General features: G+C 71.6%; 13 protein-coding genes. 6 read left to right on the plus strand and 7 right to left on the minus strand.

Going from position 1 to position 15,798, the window contains the following annotated elements; all coding sequences use genetic code 11:
* Positions 1–262 precede the first annotated feature (262 nt).
* A complete protein-coding gene (locus tag GSE44_RS24010) occupies positions 263–1,423 on the minus strand; it encodes a DJ-1/PfpI family protein (RefSeq protein ID WP_159351363.1) in 1,161 nt (386 codons plus the stop codon).
* A gap of 185 nt (positions 1,424–1,608) precedes the next feature.
* On the opposite strand from GSE44_RS24010, the gene lysA reads away from it, so the two are divergent.
* Together lysA and GSE44_RS24020 are read left to right on the plus strand one after the other, a co-directional pair.
* Positions 1,609–2,958 carry a diaminopimelate decarboxylase gene (lysA, locus tag GSE44_RS24015; RefSeq protein WP_159351364.1) on the plus strand — a complete coding sequence of 450 codons (1,350 nt, stop codon included), beginning with the start codon at positions 1,609–1,611 and terminating at the stop codon, positions 2,956–2,958.
* Positions 2,955–5,759, plus strand: a complete 2,805-nt coding sequence (locus GSE44_RS24020) for a DUF4175 domain-containing protein (RefSeq protein ID WP_159351365.1) — start codon at positions 2,955–2,957, stop codon at positions 5,757–5,759. Before lysA ends, GSE44_RS24020 begins: the two co-directional genes overlap by 4 nt.
* 233 nt (positions 5,760–5,992) lie before the next feature.
* Here GSE44_RS24020 and GSE44_RS24025 read toward each other — a convergent pair whose 3' ends face one another.
* On the minus strand, positions 5,993–7,021 hold the full coding sequence (locus GSE44_RS24025) for a DUF2125 domain-containing protein (protein ID WP_159351366.1): 1,029 nt from the start codon (positions 7,019–7,021) through the stop codon (positions 5,993–5,995).
* Between the two features lie 229 nt (positions 7,022–7,250).
* Here GSE44_RS24025 and GSE44_RS24030 point away from each other — a divergent pair, with 229 nt between their 5' ends.
* Positions 7,251–7,913, plus strand: coding sequence for a gamma-glutamylcyclotransferase (locus GSE44_RS24030; protein ID WP_159351367.1), 663 nt, complete (start codon positions 7,251–7,253; stop codon positions 7,911–7,913).
* A gap of 332 nt (positions 7,914–8,245) precedes the next feature.
* Here the strand turns inward: GSE44_RS24030 and GSE44_RS24035 are convergent, their stop codons facing one another.
* Genes GSE44_RS24035 through GSE44_RS24050 form a run of 4 tightly spaced genes read right to left on the minus strand, consistent with a single transcriptional unit; the run spans position 8,246 to position 11,604 of the window.
* On the minus strand, positions 8,246–8,974 hold the full coding sequence (locus GSE44_RS24035; protein WP_235925113.1) for a lysophospholipid acyltransferase family protein: 729 nt from the start codon (positions 8,972–8,974) through the stop codon (positions 8,246–8,248).
* Positions 8,971–9,564 (minus strand): YdcF family protein, encoded by a 594-nt coding sequence (locus tag GSE44_RS24040; protein ID WP_159351368.1) that lies wholly within the window; start codon positions 9,562–9,564, stop codon positions 8,971–8,973. Before GSE44_RS24040 ends, GSE44_RS24035 begins: the two co-directional genes overlap by 4 nt.
* 8 nt (positions 9,565–9,572) lie before the next feature.
* A complete protein-coding gene (locus tag GSE44_RS24045) occupies positions 9,573–10,442 on the minus strand; it encodes a cell division protein FtsX (RefSeq protein WP_159351369.1) in 870 nt (289 codons plus the stop codon).
* Positions 10,435–11,604 carry a cell division ATP-binding protein FtsE gene (locus tag GSE44_RS24050; RefSeq protein ID WP_235925114.1) on the minus strand — a complete coding sequence of 390 codons (1,170 nt, stop codon included), beginning with the start codon at positions 11,602–11,604 and terminating at the stop codon, positions 10,435–10,437. The genes GSE44_RS24045 and GSE44_RS24050 overlap by 8 nt, the downstream gene beginning before the upstream one ends.
* A 310-nt stretch (positions 11,605–11,914) precedes the next feature.
* Between GSE44_RS24050 and GSE44_RS26360 the strand changes: the two genes are divergently transcribed.
* From GSE44_RS26360 to GSE44_RS24065, 3 genes are all read left to right on the plus strand, one after another.
* Positions 11,915–12,280 (plus strand): hypothetical protein, encoded by a 366-nt coding sequence (locus tag GSE44_RS26360; protein ID WP_268893698.1) that lies wholly within the window; start codon positions 11,915–11,917, stop codon positions 12,278–12,280.
* 77 nt (positions 12,281–12,357) lie between these two features.
* Positions 12,358–13,347: a Bug family tripartite tricarboxylate transporter substrate binding protein gene (locus GSE44_RS24060; protein ID WP_159351370.1), complete on the plus strand. Its 990-nt coding sequence runs from the start codon at positions 12,358–12,360 to the stop codon at positions 13,345–13,347.
* Between the two features lie 161 nt (positions 13,348–13,508).
* Positions 13,509–14,513 carry a zinc metalloprotease HtpX gene (locus GSE44_RS24065; RefSeq protein ID WP_159351371.1) on the plus strand — a complete coding sequence of 335 codons (1,005 nt, stop codon included), beginning with the start codon at positions 13,509–13,511 and terminating at the stop codon, positions 14,511–14,513.
* Between the two features lie 338 nt (positions 14,514–14,851).
* Here GSE44_RS24065 and GSE44_RS24070 read toward each other — a convergent pair whose 3' ends face one another.
* The gene (locus GSE44_RS24070) at positions 14,852–15,535 is read right to left on the minus strand and encodes a hypothetical protein (protein WP_159351372.1); all 684 of its coding nucleotides are present in this window, start codon (positions 15,533–15,535) and stop codon (positions 14,852–14,854) included.
* Positions 15,536–15,798: the final 263 nt, after the last annotated feature.

Genomic DNA, 15,798 nt, shown 5'->3' on the forward strand with positions numbered 1-15,798 from the left:
AGCGGTCCAACTGGCCCAACGAAAAATCCGGCCCGCCCACGTCATCGCATGGTCACTCTGGCGACGAGCACATCAAGCTGTCGCCCAGCAAGCCCACCTCAAACGTAACGCGCAACTGTAATGCTAGAGCTGCCACGGACCAGACCACCTGCCCGGGCCGCCGCGCAGAGCCGGACGTCGACCTTGCCGTCGGATTCCCCGCGGCAGGGCCAGGCCAGGAGCAGGCCTTCACGCCACGGCAGGATTCGACCCGCTCCGGCCCTCACTGCCGCGCCATCATCGCGGTATCCCTGGGGTATTCGAGCTGCATGGCGACGAACTCGGCCGTGCACATCCCGTAGCGCGCCGCAATTCCCTGGAGCGCCTGGTCCAAGGCCCTTGCCGGCTGCAGGCCTCCAGCCGCCGGAAGCAGACGCTCCGCGGGCCAGCCCGTGGCGACCTGATCGGGAATGATGCGGATGCCGTTGCGGGCCTCCAGCGCATCGGCCGTGCCAGCGAAGGTCACCGCGCGTGACCGGTAGGTCCGCGACCAGGCATCCGCGACAAGGGCGAGCGACACTTCATCGATTCCCGGCACAAGCTGGATGCCGAGTTGCTCATGGCTCCAGAAGGCGAGGCGATTCCCGATCGCCGTCAATGCGAAGGGTCGCGTGAAGGTAAACGCCTCGCTGTCATGGCGCGCATCCCATTGCGCCAGGCCAAGATCACGGGCGACCGCCTCGGCCCTCTCCCGCCCGGCAATGGCCTCGATCAGCGTGAGCGCCATCGGCATGGACGCGGTGATCCCGGTCGTCGTCGCAATCCCCTCGTCCACCACCAGCCGCCTGTCCGCGACATGGCGGATCGTGGGATGCCTCTCCCGCAGGTCCTTCAGATAATACCAGTGGGTCGTCGCCCGCTTGCCATCGAGCAGCCCGGCCTCGGCGACGATCTTGGCTCCGGCGCAAACACCGATGATGGCCGCACCCTTGGCCGCCTGGCTCCTGATCCACTGCAGGACCGCGGGGTCGTCGTCACGGCGCATCGCAGGGACGATGACATGGTCGGCACCGTCCGGGTGCCGCGCATCGAACTCCGCCACCGTCGCCTGCGGTTCCACCTTGAGGGCCGGATAAAGCGCGACGGGCCCCGGCCCGGTTCCGAGTGCCATCACATCGGCGACGCCCGCGCGCCGAAGGATGCCATAGGGCATGAGATAGTCGGTGACCTCGGTGCCGTCATTGACGCCGAGGATCGCGATCAGCGGGCGCTGCCGCTTCGGCGGCCTCAACCCGGCAAGCGCGGCCTCCGTCTCCTCCTGCGCGACCGGCGCCGCCCCATCGGCTGCCGGCGCCGGCGGCAACGAGAGGATCCACCCCCCGCCAAGCACCACGGGAAGTGCCGCAACGCCCAGGCCGCCCCACAACAAAAGCCGCCGTTTCATGGTTCCCCGGTCCGGTGGCCGCCGGTTGCATGGATCGACGCCGAGCCTATGACCGTCAGGCCCAGCATGAAGTGACATAAGCACGAGCCCCAGCGGCCTCACCCGCGCCCCGAGATCGCCCGCCGCGGGTAAGAATCCCGCAGGCAGTGCTTCCCGCCGGCCCCCGGCGCCCCCAAACTAAGGGGATGGCCTCCCCGCTTCCCGCTGTCCACGACACGCCCGACCCCGATTTCGCGGAGCTCCTCGCCCGCCGCCCCCAGCTGAAGGCGCATGCGCTGGACGGTCTGGTGATGGATGACGTCCCGCTGGTGAACATCGCCCGCGAGGTCGGCACCCCCACCTGGGTCTATTCCGCCGCCACCCTGCGCCGCCGCCACGCCGCCCTGCGCGATGCATTGGCCGAGGCCGGGCTGAACGCCACCATCCATTTCGCCGCCAAGGCCAATGACAGCCTCGCCGTCCTCCGCCTCCTGGCCGCCGAGGGCGCCGGGGCCGACGTGGTGAGCGAGGGCGAGCTTCGCGCCGCCCGCGCCGCCGGCATCCCCGCGAACCGCATCGTCTTCTCGGGCGTCGGCAAGTCGCACCGGGAAATCGCGCTGGCCCTGGAAGAAGGCATCTTCCAGATCAATGCCGAGAGCGCGGAGGAGGTGGAGCGCATCTCCGAAGTGGCCGCCTCCATGGGCGCCACCGCCCCCGTCTCGCTCCGCATCAACCCCGACGTGGACGCCCGCACCCACGCCAAGATCTCCACCGGCCTGGCCGAGAACAAGTTCGGCATCGCCTATACCGATGCCGCCGCCCTCTATGCCCGCATGGCTTCCCTGCCCGGCATCCGTCCCATCGGCCTTGCCGTCCATATCGGCAGCCAGATCACCGAGGGCATGGCCGGCTATCGCGCTGCCTATTCCCGCGTGGCGGAACTCGCCCAGGCCCTGATGGCCCGCGGCCTGCCGGCGGAACGGCTGGATTGCGGCGGCGGCCTCGGCATCTCCTACCGGGACGAACTCCCCCCCACCCCCGCCGCCCTCGCCGGCGCCATCAAGTCCACCCTCGGCCCCCTCGGCCTGCCGGTGATGCTGGAACCGGGCCGCTGGATCGCAGGCCCCGCCGGCGTGTTGCTCGCCTCCGTCGTCCTCCAGAAGCGCGGCCAGAACCGCCGCTTCGTGGTGCTGGACGCCGCCATGAACGACCTGGTGCGCCCCGCCATGTACGAGGCCTGGCACGGCATCCTCCCCCTCGCCCCGGACGCCTTCCACGCCCCGCTCTCGCCCGCCGATGTCGTCGGCCCGGTCTGCGAGACCGGCGACACCTTCACCCGCGGTCGCGCCCTGCCGGACCTGCCGCCGGGCGCGCTCGTCGCCTTCCTCGATGCCGGCGCCTATGGCGCCACCATGTCCTCCACCTACAACGCCCGCCCGCTGGCGGCCGAAGTGCTGGTGGACGGCCATCGCTGGGCCGTCACCCGCCCGCGGCAGACACATGAGGCGCTGCTCGCGAACCAGCGCGTGCCCGAATGGCTGGGGACCACTTCTTGACGGGGCCGGACCGCCGCACCCCATCCCCTGGCCCGGGCGGGCCCACCGAACCACGCCCGGCCAGCCCCGAAGCGGAAGCGCCGAACCCGGCGCTGCGCCGCCTCGGCCGCCTCCGCCTCCGCGCCCGCCTCGCGCTGCTCTGGGAATCCATCTGGCCCCGCGCCTGGCCCGTGCTGGGGGTGATCGGCCTCTTCCTCGTCCTCGCCCTCTCCGGCCTCTTCCTCCTGCTCTCGCCGCTGGCGCATCTCACCCTCCTCGCGGTGCTGATCGCCGCCCTGCTGGTCGCCCTGGCCCGCGCACGGCGCGGCTTCGCCCTGCCGGGCATCCCGGAAGCCGACCGCCGCCTCGAACGCGCCTCCGGCCTCCCCCACCGCCCCCTCGCCACCCTGCAGGACCGCCCGGCGGGCGGTGACGCCACCGCCCTCGCCCTCTGGCGGGCCCACCAGGCGCGGGAAGCCGACCGCATCCGCCGCCTCCGGGCCGGCACGCCCCGACCGGGCCTTGCCGCGCGCGATCCGCGCGCCCTCCGCACCGGCCTCGCCATCGCCCTCGTCGCCGCCTTCACCATGGCCGGTACAGAAGCCCCGGAACGCCTCCGCCGCGCACTCTGGCCCGAAGGCGCCGCCACCATCCCCGGCCTCGCCACCCGGCTCGAAGCCTGGGTGACGCCGCCCACCTACACCGGCGCGCCCCCGGTCTTCCTCGACCCGAACGGCGGCAGCGTCACCGTTCCCGCCGGCAGCCGCCTCCGCGCCGCCGTCTCCGGCAGCACCGGCACGCCCGAACTGCTGCGGGACGGAAACCCTGCCGCCGCCTTCCAGCCCCTTGGCCCCGGCAGCCACAGCGCCGAGGTGCCGCTCGATGCCGGCGGCCGCCTCACCATCCGCCAGGGCGCGCGCGAGATCGCCAGCTGGTCCATCGCGGTGCAGGCGGACGCCCCGCCCCGCATCGCCTTCACCGAGCCCCCGGTCCAGGCCCCGCGTGGCCTCGCCACCCGCCTGCCCTGGCGCGCCGAGGACGACTGGGGCGTCGCCACCGCCAGCGCCGAGATCCGCCTCGCCGCCCGCCCCGACGCACCGCCCCTCGCGATCGACCTGCCACTGCCCCCCGGCCAGCCCAAGGCCCCGCGCGGCGTGGCGCAGCCCGACCTCTCCTCCCATCCCTGGGCAGGCCTGCCCGTGCGCGTCACCCTCCTCGTCCGCGACGGCGCCGGCCAGGAAGGCCGCTCCGAGGAAGCGGCCCTCACCCTGCCCGAGCGCGGCTTCAACCACCCCGTCGCCCGCGGCCTGATCCTGCTGCGCAAGGGCCTCTCCCTCACGCCCGACCAGCGCCGCCCCGCCATCGAAGGGCTGGACCGCCTGGCCGGGAATCCGGAAGCCTTCGAGAACGACACCGCCACCGCCCTCGCCCTCCGCTCCTCCCGCACCCGCCTGGACAGCGACAACCGCCCCGAAGCCGTGGGCGAGGTGCAGCAGACCATGTGGGACACCGCCCTGGCCCTGGAGGAAGGCCGCGCCGACCGCACCGCCCGCGCCCTGGACGAGGCCCGCGAACGCCTGCGCGAGGCCCTGCGCGAGCGCCAGCAGCAGGAGCGCGAGCGTGCCGAAGCTCAGCGCGAAGCCGAACAAGAGGCCCGGCGCAACGCCGACCGCAACCAGCCCCCCGGCACCAACGAGAACGACCAGGCCCGCCAGGAACAGGCCCAGCGCGAGCAGGAGCAGGCCCAGCGCAACGCTGAGCGCGATGCCGCCCGCACCGAGACCGACCGCCGCATCCAGGAGCTGCGCGAGGCTGTCCGCCGCCATCTCGACGCCCTGGCCGAGCGCCTGCAGCGCGAGAATGGCGAGAACCCGCCCCCCCAGGGCGCCGCCCGCCCGCAGGACCAGCGCGAGGCCCAGCGCCGCACCGAGCGCATGCGCGAGCAAAACCAGCAGGACCGCCCCGAGGACGCCGAGCGCGAGCTGGCCGAGCTGGAGCGCATGCTGGAGGAGCTGGAGAACGGCCAGATGGCCCAGAACCAGCGCGAGGAACGCCGCCAGCGCCAGCAGCGCGGCCAGCAGCAGATGGGCGTGATCCAGGACATGGTCCGCCGCGAATCCCGCCTGCTCGACGGCGCCCACCGCCGCGCCGAGGCGGGATCCGACAGGCAGGAGCGCGCCCGGCGCCAGAACTACCCCTGGAACCGCAACCGCCCGCCCGATCCCCCGCCCCAGTCCACCACCGATCCCACCACCGACCCCACTACCGACTCCGCCGCCGAGGCCCGCATCCAGCGCGCCCTGCGCCGCGCCCTGGGCGAGCTGATGCAGCAGCATGGCGACCTGACCGGCGAGGTCCCCGCCCCGCTCGGCCGTGCCGACCAGGCGATGCGCGAAAGCGCCGAAGCCCTCGGCACCGGCGCCGACCCCCGCCCCCACCAGGAACGCGCCATCCGCGAACTGTCCGAAGGCGGCCGCCAGATGGCCCAGCGCATGCAGCGACAGTTCGGCCGCCCCGACCAGCAGCAGCCCGGCGAAGGCCAGGAAGGCGAAGGCCAGGGCGACGCCATGGCCGACGGCTCCGAACAGGGCGGCGAAGGCCAGGACCAGATGGCCCAGCAGGGCGAGGGCCGCGACCCCCTCGGCCGCCGCCTGCGCGAAGGCACCGGCACCTCCGAGGAAGGCGGCGACACCCGCGTCCCGGACGAGGCCGAAGTCCTCCGCACCCGCCGCCTGCAGGAGGAGTTGCGGCGCCGCCATGCGGAGCGGGAACGGCCGACGCAGGAGCTGGAATATATCGATAGGCTTCTGAGGCTGTTCTGAGGGCCTCCCGGAGGCTCTGCCTCCGGCCCTCCGCCGGAGTGGCAGCGGCCACCCCGGACCCCGCGTTCAGTTTTTGGGGAAAGGGCGCCAGCTGTAGCGTCTCAGGCAGATTTGCTGGGATGCGGGCTGACAGATCAGTCGCCTGAGGTCATCGACCTCAGGCGCACCAACAGATCGCGGGGTGCGGGGGCGCGTTCGCCCCCCGGTGGGGTCCAGGGGCAAAGCCCCTGGCCTCAAGGCCCCGGCCCACTCCCCTCCACCGGCCCCGGCCAAACCAGCACCGGCATCCGCGCCACCGGGATTCGTGCCACCGCCAGCCCCCGCCCTTCCAGCGTCAGCGGCACCTCCAACTGAGGCGGCTCGCCTTCCGAGGGCGGATGGGCCAGCACCCCCACCACCCGCCGCGCCAAGTTGGCGTTGCGCGCCGTGATCAACCCGTCCCGCGCCAGCGCATCCAGCACCGCCTCCGCCCCAGTCAGCTTCAGCGTCCCGGCGCCCATAGGCTGCAGCTGGTCGTCCAGGGCCAGAGTCGCGGCGGCCTGGGCCGTGGCGGGGCCATATTCCAGGTCCAGCCGGCGCAGTTCCAGCGTGCCGCCCGCATCGCGCCAGATGGCCGCCCGGTTGGTGGGACTGCGGCCACCAGGCAGCGGCCCGGTCAAGGCGGCGTCAACGCGCAGGGACTGCACCTGCCGCCCCAGCGCGGTGGGGGCGGGCAGGGTCACGCCGCGCACCTCGCCCTCCAGGGTGACAGCCGGCTCCCCCTCGATTGCGGTCATGCGGCTGTCCAGGGTGAATTGGGCGGAGCCGATCTCGACGCCCCCGGCGGCGGTGCCGATGCGCAACCGGCTCACCTCGAACTCGCCACCCCGGGGAATGACATTGGCCTGAAGCGGCACGCGCGCCGTCAGCCTGTCGGCGGCGAAGGGGATTTCGGCGGTGCCCAGGCGCAGTCTCTGCGGCCCGCCTGCGGAAATCCGCAGCTCGCCCGGGCGGTGCATCGCCACCCGCAGCACCACGGCCCGCGCGGTCCAGTCCATCCCGCCGGGGATCGTGGCGCCACCGCCCGAAAGCCGGAACGCCGGCAGCCGCAGCGTGGCGGAAAGCGGCCAGCCGCCACGGACCGGCGCATCATGCTCGATCCGCCATCCCTGGGCCCGCCGCGCGGCCGCCCAGGCGTTGTAGCCCTCCTGCAGCCGCCCACCCATCCACTGCCAGTAGAGGGTATGGGTCGCCGCCAGCAGCACCGCGAGGCCGACCCCCATCGGGATCAGCCGGCTGGGCCGCATCCAGGAACGAGCGGTGCCCGTCCGAGGCGGCGCAGGGGGCGGGGCGGGGGCGGTTTCGGTATCGCTCACAGCCCGGCCATATGGCCCTGCCCCGCCCCGCTTGCACAGCCCCGCTTGCACAGTCCCTGTGCAGGAGCCCGGCGCGAGGGAGCGCCGATCCACCCGTGCGGACCGCCGCGGGAAGCCCTATGTAGAGGCTGGACCCATGATCCCGACGCGCCCCGCCACCTCCGATCCCGCCGCTCCTGGCACCCACAGCCCCACTGCCCACCCAGCCGGCACCGCGCATCCCGGCACCCTGGATCCCAACACCCTGGATCCCGCGCCGCTGCTGGACCCGGACGGCTCGCTCTACGTCTTCGGCTACGGCTCGCTGATCTGGAAACCGGGCTTCGACTTCGAATCCGCCCATCCCGCTCTGCTGCGCGGCTTTCACCGGCGCTTTTGCATCTGGTCGCATCGCTACCGCGGCACGCCGGAGGTGCCGGGGCTGGTGCTCGGGCTTGATCGCGGCGGCGCCTGCCGCGGCATCGTCTTCCGTGTCCCTGCCGCCCGCGCCGCCGAGGTCCTGGCTTACCTGGACGAGCGTGAGATGTCCGGCGACGTCTACCACCGCCGCCTCCTGCCGGTGCGCCTGCTGGATGGCGGGGGCACGCGCCGGGCCGTGACCTTCGTGGCCGACCGCCGCGCCGGCGCCTATTGCGGCGCCCTGCCGCCAGACGCGGCGGCCGCCGCCATCGCGCGCGGCCATGGGGTGATGGGCCCCAACCGGGACTACCTGCTCAACACCGTCTCTCATCTCCGGGAGCTCGGCGTGCGCGATGCCGGGCTGGACCGCATCGCGGCGCTGCTGGAGCCCACCGGCTAGACCGGCAGGTTCTTCCAAATCCGCATCATGCCAACGGCTTGCACCCGCCGATGCTGCAGCCGCTTAGTCGGCCTGCGTCCTCAGGGCGACAGGCGGAGGCTCTTCGAGTTTTCCCTCAATTTATCCACAGCCAGGGCAGTTGACTCGGCCACAAGTGCCCGATCGTCCCTGCTTTGTTCCACGGACTCCCAAGATTCCGTCAAAATTCTCCGCAAGCCACTGATTTCTCTAGAGAATTTATTATCCACACCAGTCACGAAAGCCATGGAAACCAAGACTCCACAAGGCTTTGCCGACGACTCTTCGGCCGGGATCGAAAGCACGCCGTCCCGCTATTCCACCAACTTGTCCACACCCCCCGTGAGCCGCGCCGAAGCCTCGGCCACAGCGGCCTCGGCCCGGGTCGTCAGCTCTGCGCGGGACAGGCCGGGAAGGATGGGCGGCAGCACCGCCACGGTCAGCGTGCCTGGCCGCTTGGTGAAGGCGCGCTTCCCCCAGAACTTCCCGGAATCGGTCGCCACCGGCACCACGGCCAAGCCAGTGGTGGCCGCCATGGCGGCGAAGCCAGGCTGCCAGGGCTGCACCTCCCCAGGGGCGGAGCGCGTGCCCTCGGGGAAGATCACCACCTGGTAGCCCGCCTCGGCGGCCGCCCGCGTGGCTCGCACCAGCCGCTTCAGCGCCGCCCCGCCACCCTCCCGGTCCACGGGGATGGAATGGACATGCCGTGCCATCGCCCCCCAGCCGGGGATCCGCATCAGCTCCTCTTTCATCACATAGGCTGGGCGCGGCAGCAGGGCGTGCCAGACGATGGTGTCGAAGGCCGACTGATGCTGCGCGGCGATCAGCGCAGGCCCATTGACCGGCAGGTTCTCCCGCCCGGTCACCCGCAGCCGGATGCCGCAGATCACCCGCAGCAGCCACAGGGATCCGTTCGCCCAGCCGCGCAGATAGGCATGCATGAAGCGCGGCGGCACGGCGAGCAGCGGCATGCCGAACAGCACAGTCAGCGCCGTGAAGGCGAAGAACAGCAGGTTGAACAGGGCGGAACGGATAGCAATCACGAACGGATCTGCCTCGGCTGCTCCGTCAGGGCCGAAAGGCCCAGCGCCGCGCCAATCAGCTTCGCATATTCCCGCAGCATCGGCACCGGCCGCGCGACATAGGGCGCCACCGCATGGGGATACAGCGCCGCGCCCGGAAGGCTGCGCCGCAGCTCCAGCAGGGCGCGTGGCATATGGAAGCTGGCCGTAACCACCGTGATCTCCTGAATGCCCGTCTCGCGCGCCCAGGCGGCGATCTCGCGCGCATTGCCGCGCGTGCTCGTGGCCGTACGCCCGATGGCGATGCGCGGGGCAAGGGGCGCCGGGTCGATCCCCACCTCCCGCGCAACCTCCTCCAGCCCCGAAACGGGCCCGACGCCGGAGACGATCAGCCGCGCTCCCGGCTGCTCCGCGAGCAGCAACAATCCCGTCTCCACCCGGTCCGGCCCCCCGGTCAGCACCGCGATGCCCGGCGTGTCGGGCCCCGCCGGGCCCGGATGGGCCGCCCGGTGCAGGAACCACAGGAACCCGCCCGAGGTCCCCAGCACCACCAGGACCAGCAGCGTCGACAGCAGCGGAAGGCGACGGAGCACCGGGCGGGCGAGCGCCATCATCGGCATCACGGCAGCCGGCGCAGCCAGCGGCGGACGGTGGCCTGGGCCGTGCCCCAGCCGATCAGCGCCGCCGCCGGGGGCAACACCGCAATCATCCCCCAGGGCACGCCGCCGACCACTCCGGCCGGATCCGCACGCCCCGAAAGCGGCAGGGCCAGCCCCGCCAGGGCCGCCAGCGCCGGCACCGCCAGCGCCGCCCCCGCCAGCGCGCCCAGCCCCGCCAGCAGCGCGATGCGCCGCGCGAAGCGGCCCGCGATGGCGCGGTCGGTCGCCCCCAGGTCATGCAGCACGTCGATCGCCTCGCGGCGGGAGGCCAGCCCGGACCGCGTGGCCACGGCGACGACCGCCACGGCCACCCCCACCACCAGCGCCAGCACCGCCAGGGCCACGCCCTGTACCGAGCGCGCCAGCGCCGAAAGCCGCGCGACCCAGAGCCCATGCGCCTCCAGCTCGGCGCCCGGCACCGCTTCGGCCAACCGCTCGGCCAGCCGGGGCAGCGCCTCGGGCGCCGCAGCCAGCCGCAACTCGATCACGCCGGGCAGGATGAGGGCCGGCGCTTCCCCGAGCCAGGGACGCAGCAGCTCCGCCACCCGCTGCGGGCTCACCTCCGTCGCCACGCCGATGGCGGAATCGCCGCGCAGCAGCTCGAGCGCCTTCTCCATCCGCTCCCGCGTCGGGTCCGGCACCTGCACCGTCACCGCCGCCGCCGCGCCCGCCTGCCAGCGATCCGCCAGCCGGTCGGCGCCCTGCGCCCCGGCCAGTGCCAACGCCGCCAGCAGCGCCATCGCCGCCACCAGCCCCGGCAGCAGCCGGTCCGACAGGGCGCGGCGCAGCCCCAGCGGATCACGCGCCACGCGCCGCCGCCGCTCAGCCATGGTTATCCCCGGGCGCACGCACGCTCGGCCAGATATTCTGCGCCACCCGGCGCCCGGTGCGGGGCGGGGACGGCATGGAAGCCCCCTCCGCGGAACCTGCCTGATCCGGCATCCCCTCACCCCGGTGCGGGTCAGCCCCGCCGATCCCCTCCGGTGCGAAGGCGTCCGGCAGTGGATTGACCGAAGGGATGATCAACGGGTCCTCTCCGCCCCCAGGCTGGAGGGAGGGATCCGCGAAGCCAGGGTCGGCGGGGCCGGTCGCCGGATCGGAATAGGTCTCAGCGGAATAGCTTGGTTCGACATGCCCCTGGTCGAAATATTCCCCGTGGGAAGCACCCGAATCCGCAACGTCCGGATAGGAAACACCGGGCCCGGCAGGCGTATCATAAGGCACCACGGAACCGGCCCCGCCTCCCCAGCCCTCCCCAGCCACAACCTCCTCCGGCGCGGCATAGGGCCAGGGGTCCAGCGCCACGATCCGCCCGGCCTCCACCTGCATCACATGCCCCGGATGCTGCGCGATCAGCTCCCGCGAATGGGTGGCAATCACCACCGTGGCCCCCAGCCGGTTCATCTCGGCCAGCAACACCAGAAGCCGCCGCGCCTGCACGGGATCGAGATTGCCCGTCGGCTCATCGGCCACCAGCAGCGCCGGCCGCGTCACAACCGCGCGCGCGATCGCCACGCGCTGCTGCTCACCGCCCGAAAGCTGCTGCGGCAGCGCATCCTCGCGCCCCTCCAGCCCCACCCAGCGCAGGATTTCCGCCACATCCGGCCGGAGGCTCGCCTCGGCCCGCCCCGCCAGGCGCAGCGGCAACGCGACATTGTCGAAGGCGGTCAGGTAGGGAAGCAGCCGGAACTCCTGGAACACCGCCCCGATCCGCCGCCGCAGCTTCGGCAGGTCCGCCCGCCGCGCCGTGGAAAGCGGCACGCCCAGCACCTCCACCTCCCCCCGCGTCGGCCGCAGGGCGAGCATCATCAGCCGGAGCAGCGAGGTCTTCCCCGCTCCCGAAGGGCCGGTCAGCCAGGTGAAGGACCCCTGCGGCAGGGTGAAGGACAGGTCACGCAGCGTCTCCCGCTCCCCCGCCCCTCCACGGGTGGGATCGGGGTAGCGCAGCCCGACCTGGGAGAAGCGCACCATCGCCGCGATGTGCCACGCCAAGGCCGGAAGGGCCAGGGGAAGGACTGGGGCAGGACGCCCCACCGGTCCCCGGAGTGTGTCCGCCGCGCCGCCCCGCACGGCTTCGGCACGGCCGTGCATCGGAATGCCCGAGGAGGCGTTGCCTTAACCCCGTCAAGACGATCATCCTAAAGTCATGCGTGTAGCCTGCCCCGAATGTGCCGCCGAATACGATCTGCCCCCCGCTTTCGCCGCCCGGCTTAGTGAAGGCCGCACGCTGCGTTGCGCCCGCTGCGGCATCACCTGGGCCCCCCAGGCACCATCCCAGGCCGAACCACCTGAAGCGCCGGCAGTGGCCAAAATCTCAGCACCGGCATTGGCACCGGCGGCTCCCGCCGCCGAGACGCCCGCCCCCGGCGCCCCCGCCACACCCACCGCCCCTGTTCCCGCCCTACATGCCGCCTCGCCCGACAGCGACCTCTCCGACGCCCTGGCTGCCCTCTTCGTCGCAGACGACCCGCCACCCCGCCCCGCCGACCGCCCGCAGCCGCAGGCGCCGGCCTCGGCGCCCTCCGCCTGGGCCACCGCCTTCGCCTGGACCGGCTCCATCCTCCTCCTGTTCGGCGCCGCCGCCGCCGCCTGGCATTGGCGCTTCGACCTCGTCGAGGCCTGGCCACCGGCGGTGCGCGCCTTCATCGCCCTCGGCCTAGCCGGCTGACCCGGCTTCCCCCTGGCCCGGCATCGCCTGCCAACGCTAGCCTCCGTTCCAACGATCCAATCGGAGGAACCTGCTTCATGAACCGCCGCGCCCTGCTGCGCCTGCTGCCCGCCCCCGCCCTCCTCGCCACGCTGCCCGGCACCCGCGCCGCCCTGGCACAGCAGGCCGAGGAATGGCCCGCCCGCAACGTCACCATCATCGTCCCCTTCGCCCCCGGCAGCTCCTCCGACATCGTTGCCCGCGCCATCGCGGGCCCCATGTCCCAGGCCACCGGCAAGACAGTGGTGGCCGAGAACCGCCCCGGCGCCACCGGTGAGCTCGGCGCCCGCGCCGTCATCCGCAGCGCGCCCGACGGCCATACGCTGATGCACGCCCCCATCAGCACCTGGGCCATCAACGTCGCCCTGCGCCCCAACCTCGGCTACGACCCGGTGAAGCAGCTGAACGGCATCACCCAGACTGTCCGCACGCCCAATGTGCTGGTGGTGAATCCCGCCCTGGTCCCGGCGAATGACCTGACCTCCCTCGTCGCCTGGCTGAAGGCCAACCGCGCCTCCTACTCCACCTCCGGCGTCGGCTCGTCCGACCACCTGACAATGGAAATGTTCAAGCAGCTCACCGGCACGGACATCACCCATGTCCCCTATGCGGGCGGCGCTCCGGCCACGACCGACCTCATCGCCGGCAATGTCCAGCTCTCCTTCCAGAACCTCGGCTCCATCGCGCCCCACATCGCCGACAACCGGGTGAAGGCCATCCTCATCACCTCCGAGGCACGCCACCCCCTGCTGCCCAACGTCCCCACCGCCGTCGAAGGCGGGCTGAAGGACCTGGTGGTCTATTCCTGGCAGGCCCTCGGTGGCCCGGCGGGCATGCCGCCCGCCCTGATGCAGCGCATCCACGCCCAGGCCGTCGCCGCCCTCCGCACACCCGATGTCGCCCGCCGCATGAACGAGCTCGGCTTCGAGGTGGTCGGCAACACGCCCGCCCAGTTCGCCGAGTTCCAGCAGGGCGAAATCACGCGGTGGCGGCGGGTGGTGGAGCTAGGGAACATCACGCCGACCTAGCGCCACCGGAGGCCCTGCCTCCGGACCTCCGCCGGGGTGGCGGCGGCCACCCCGGACTCCGCGTTCGGTTTTCGGGATGTCGGGCAGCAACATTCACCGAACCCCAAAATCAGGCTGACACGTCATGGAATTGGGTTGGATCGCCTAGAATAAGAGGGAGCATGCGCCATCGCTTCAGCCCTGCATCTCCGACGGTGCCCGCGCTAAGACCGCTCTGGCTCGACCGGGCGGCGCTGCGGCGTCACCAGTGGCTGAACCGGTTGCAATCGGTGATGCTGCTGGCCGGTCTTGGGCTGCTCGCGGCGGTGACAGGCAGCCTCCTGGCTGGTCTTGACGGCATGCTGCTCGCGGCAGGCGCGGCGCTGCTGTTGCTCCTGTTCGAGCCGAGCGCCGGCGATGCGACATTCCGCTACGTGTTCGGCGCCGTCCCGCTCCACCCATCGCAGGCACCGGAACTCTATACGTTGACCCGGGAATTAGCGCGGCGCGCCGGTCTTTCGCGTCTGCCCATGCTGCACCTGATCCCCTCACGCCAGCTTCAGGCCATGGCGGGCGGCGGGCGGGACAGCCCGGCGATCGCCTTGACCACCGGCCTGCTCACCTCTCTGCCGCCCCGCGAAGTGGCCGGCGTGCTCGCGCATGAGGTGGCTCATTTCCGACATGGAGATCTGCAGGTCATGCGGCTTGCCGCCGCCGCGGCGACGCTGACACGAGGCATGGGCCTGATTGGCACCATGCTGCTGATGCTCTGGTTGCCAGCCCTGGCGGCTGCCGGCGCGGCGCCGTCACCGCTGGCCATCCTGCTGCTCGTCGCTGCACCGACGCTGGGCGACCTGCTCATGCTTTCCCTTTCTCGGAAGCGGGAGTTTCTCGCCGATACCGGCGCTGTGGAGCTCACAGGCGATCCGGCCGGGCTCGCGGCAGCCCTGGTGCGGCTCGAGCGTCTCCAGGGCGATGACTGGGAGCGGCTGGCAACACGCAGCGGCGCCTGGTGGCTGCGTTGGCTGCGCACTCATCCGACCATCGGGGAACGCGTCGCACGGCTCGCTGGCATAGTCACGACAACACCGCCAGTGCAGCCTTGGGCGCTGGATGGTGTCATTCGCGGCATGGTGTTTCCTCGCGGCCATGCCGGCCAGCGCTTGGCGCGGCGCTGGATGCTCTAGGTGGCACGAGTTCAAACAGGGCCTGACGTGTGCAGCCTCAGCCCAATCCTATCCTCACCAGCTTGCCCCAGGGATTTCGGATCGGATCCTCCGCAGCCGACCATACGCCAGACGGCCCTAGTGACGCCTAAGCCATTGCGGTCTCGGCGCTGCGGCAGGAACCCCGGATCGACGCGGCAACTGGCTGGCCTTCGGCTGCTCCGGCGCAACTCGGGAGATAGCGATGGCAGCGGCATGGAGGCGCTTGTGGACACTGCTGCCCCATGCCGGGTCTTCGGGTCTGTGCGCCGGCTGTGGTGCCGCGGCTCCTTTGCCGGCAGGTCGCCATTATCCCGCATTCACCTCGGGCGGTTCTTGTCCCAGTCCAGCCATGCCTGAAAGCCACCCGTCCACTGCGGCACCAGGTTTCCGATCCGTGCTGCCATCGCGTTGATGTTTGCGATAGTGGGGTCCGTGCCGACTGGTATGGCTGCCGCGAAACCTCCCTGCGCGTGCAGGTTGTTGTTCCACGTATCCAGCTGATTGTGCATGCCCTCGTGGAAGGCGAGGCGCGCTATGGTCAGGGGCGTCTCGGCTGCATTCCGCTCCTGCAACCTGTCGACGTATATCTCCGAGATGCCGAGCGTTGGCGTGCGCTGATTACCGCGCCTCGTTCCCCCGACCACCGTCACACCGCCGAGGCTGTGGTCCATGATGGACGGCAGGGTGAACCCATTGCTGTAGTTCGGGTGCGAGAGGATCACGCTGTCCCGAGGGATAGGGATAAAGAACAGGATCAGGTTCACCGTCAGTGCGGCACCCGCGCTTTCCCCGGCCGGGGCGGATGACGGCACAGCTTGCCACTGCACATCGGCATTCCAGACCTGGTTGCCGGAGGATGCCTTCTGGCAGACCGAGGTGTACCACTTCTTCAGCAACGTGCAGACGCCGGAGGCGTGAGTGCCAAGCCCACCTTGCTCCTTGCCCTGCCTCGTCCTGGCACAGTCCACCAGCCGAACCGAGTAGGTGCTGACCGCAGTCATGGCATCTCTCCCAAGAGCTTCAATTCGATCGACACATCGAAGAGAGCAGTTGGCCTTGCCGACGGGGATCAGACTCTCTGATGTCCGTCCCTTCAAGGGGTAGGCGCGCGTCACCGTTCGCCGTGCAGGCGTTGTCCTCGATGTAGAGGCGTTCGGGTGAGGAGGCGGATGACGAGCGACGGTTGATCCAGCTCTGATGCGCGGGTTGGATACCGCATGACCATGGTCGTCGCGGGGCTGCCTCTGTCTAGGAGCGGGGATCG

This window comes from Muricoccus harenae (assembly GCF_009848505.1).
GTDB classification, from domain to species: Bacteria; Pseudomonadota; Alphaproteobacteria; order Acetobacterales; family Acetobacteraceae; genus Roseomonas; species Roseomonas harenae.

Coding starts and splice junctions, on each gene's coding strand:
- GSE44_RS24010 (WP_159351363.1), bottom strand. CDS start 1,423: ATGAAACGGCGGCTTTTGTTGTGGGGCGGCCTGGGCGTTGCGGCACTT.
- lysA (WP_159351364.1), top strand. CDS start 1,609: ATGGCCTCCCCGCTTCCCGCTGTCCACGACACGCCCGACCCCGATTTC.
- GSE44_RS24025 (WP_159351366.1), bottom strand. CDS start 7,021: ATGGGGGTCGGCCTCGCGGTGCTGCTGGCGGCGACCCATACCCTCTAC.
- GSE44_RS24030 (WP_159351367.1), top strand. CDS start 7,251: ATGATCCCGACGCGCCCCGCCACCTCCGATCCCGCCGCTCCTGGCACC.
- GSE44_RS24040 (WP_159351368.1), bottom strand. CDS start 9,564: ATGGCGCTCGCCCGCCCGGTGCTCCGTCGCCTTCCGCTGCTGTCGACG.
- GSE44_RS24045 (WP_159351369.1), bottom strand. CDS start 10,442: ATGGCTGAGCGGCGGCGGCGCGTGGCGCGTGATCCGCTGGGGCTGCGC.
- GSE44_RS24060 (WP_159351370.1), top strand. CDS start 12,358: ATGAACCGCCGCGCCCTGCTGCGCCTGCTGCCCGCCCCCGCCCTCCTC.
- GSE44_RS24065 (WP_159351371.1), top strand. CDS start 13,509: ATGCGCCATCGCTTCAGCCCTGCATCTCCGACGGTGCCCGCGCTAAGA.
- GSE44_RS24070 (WP_159351372.1), bottom strand. CDS start 15,535: ATGACTGCGGTCAGCACCTACTCGGTTCGGCTGGTGGACTGTGCCAGG.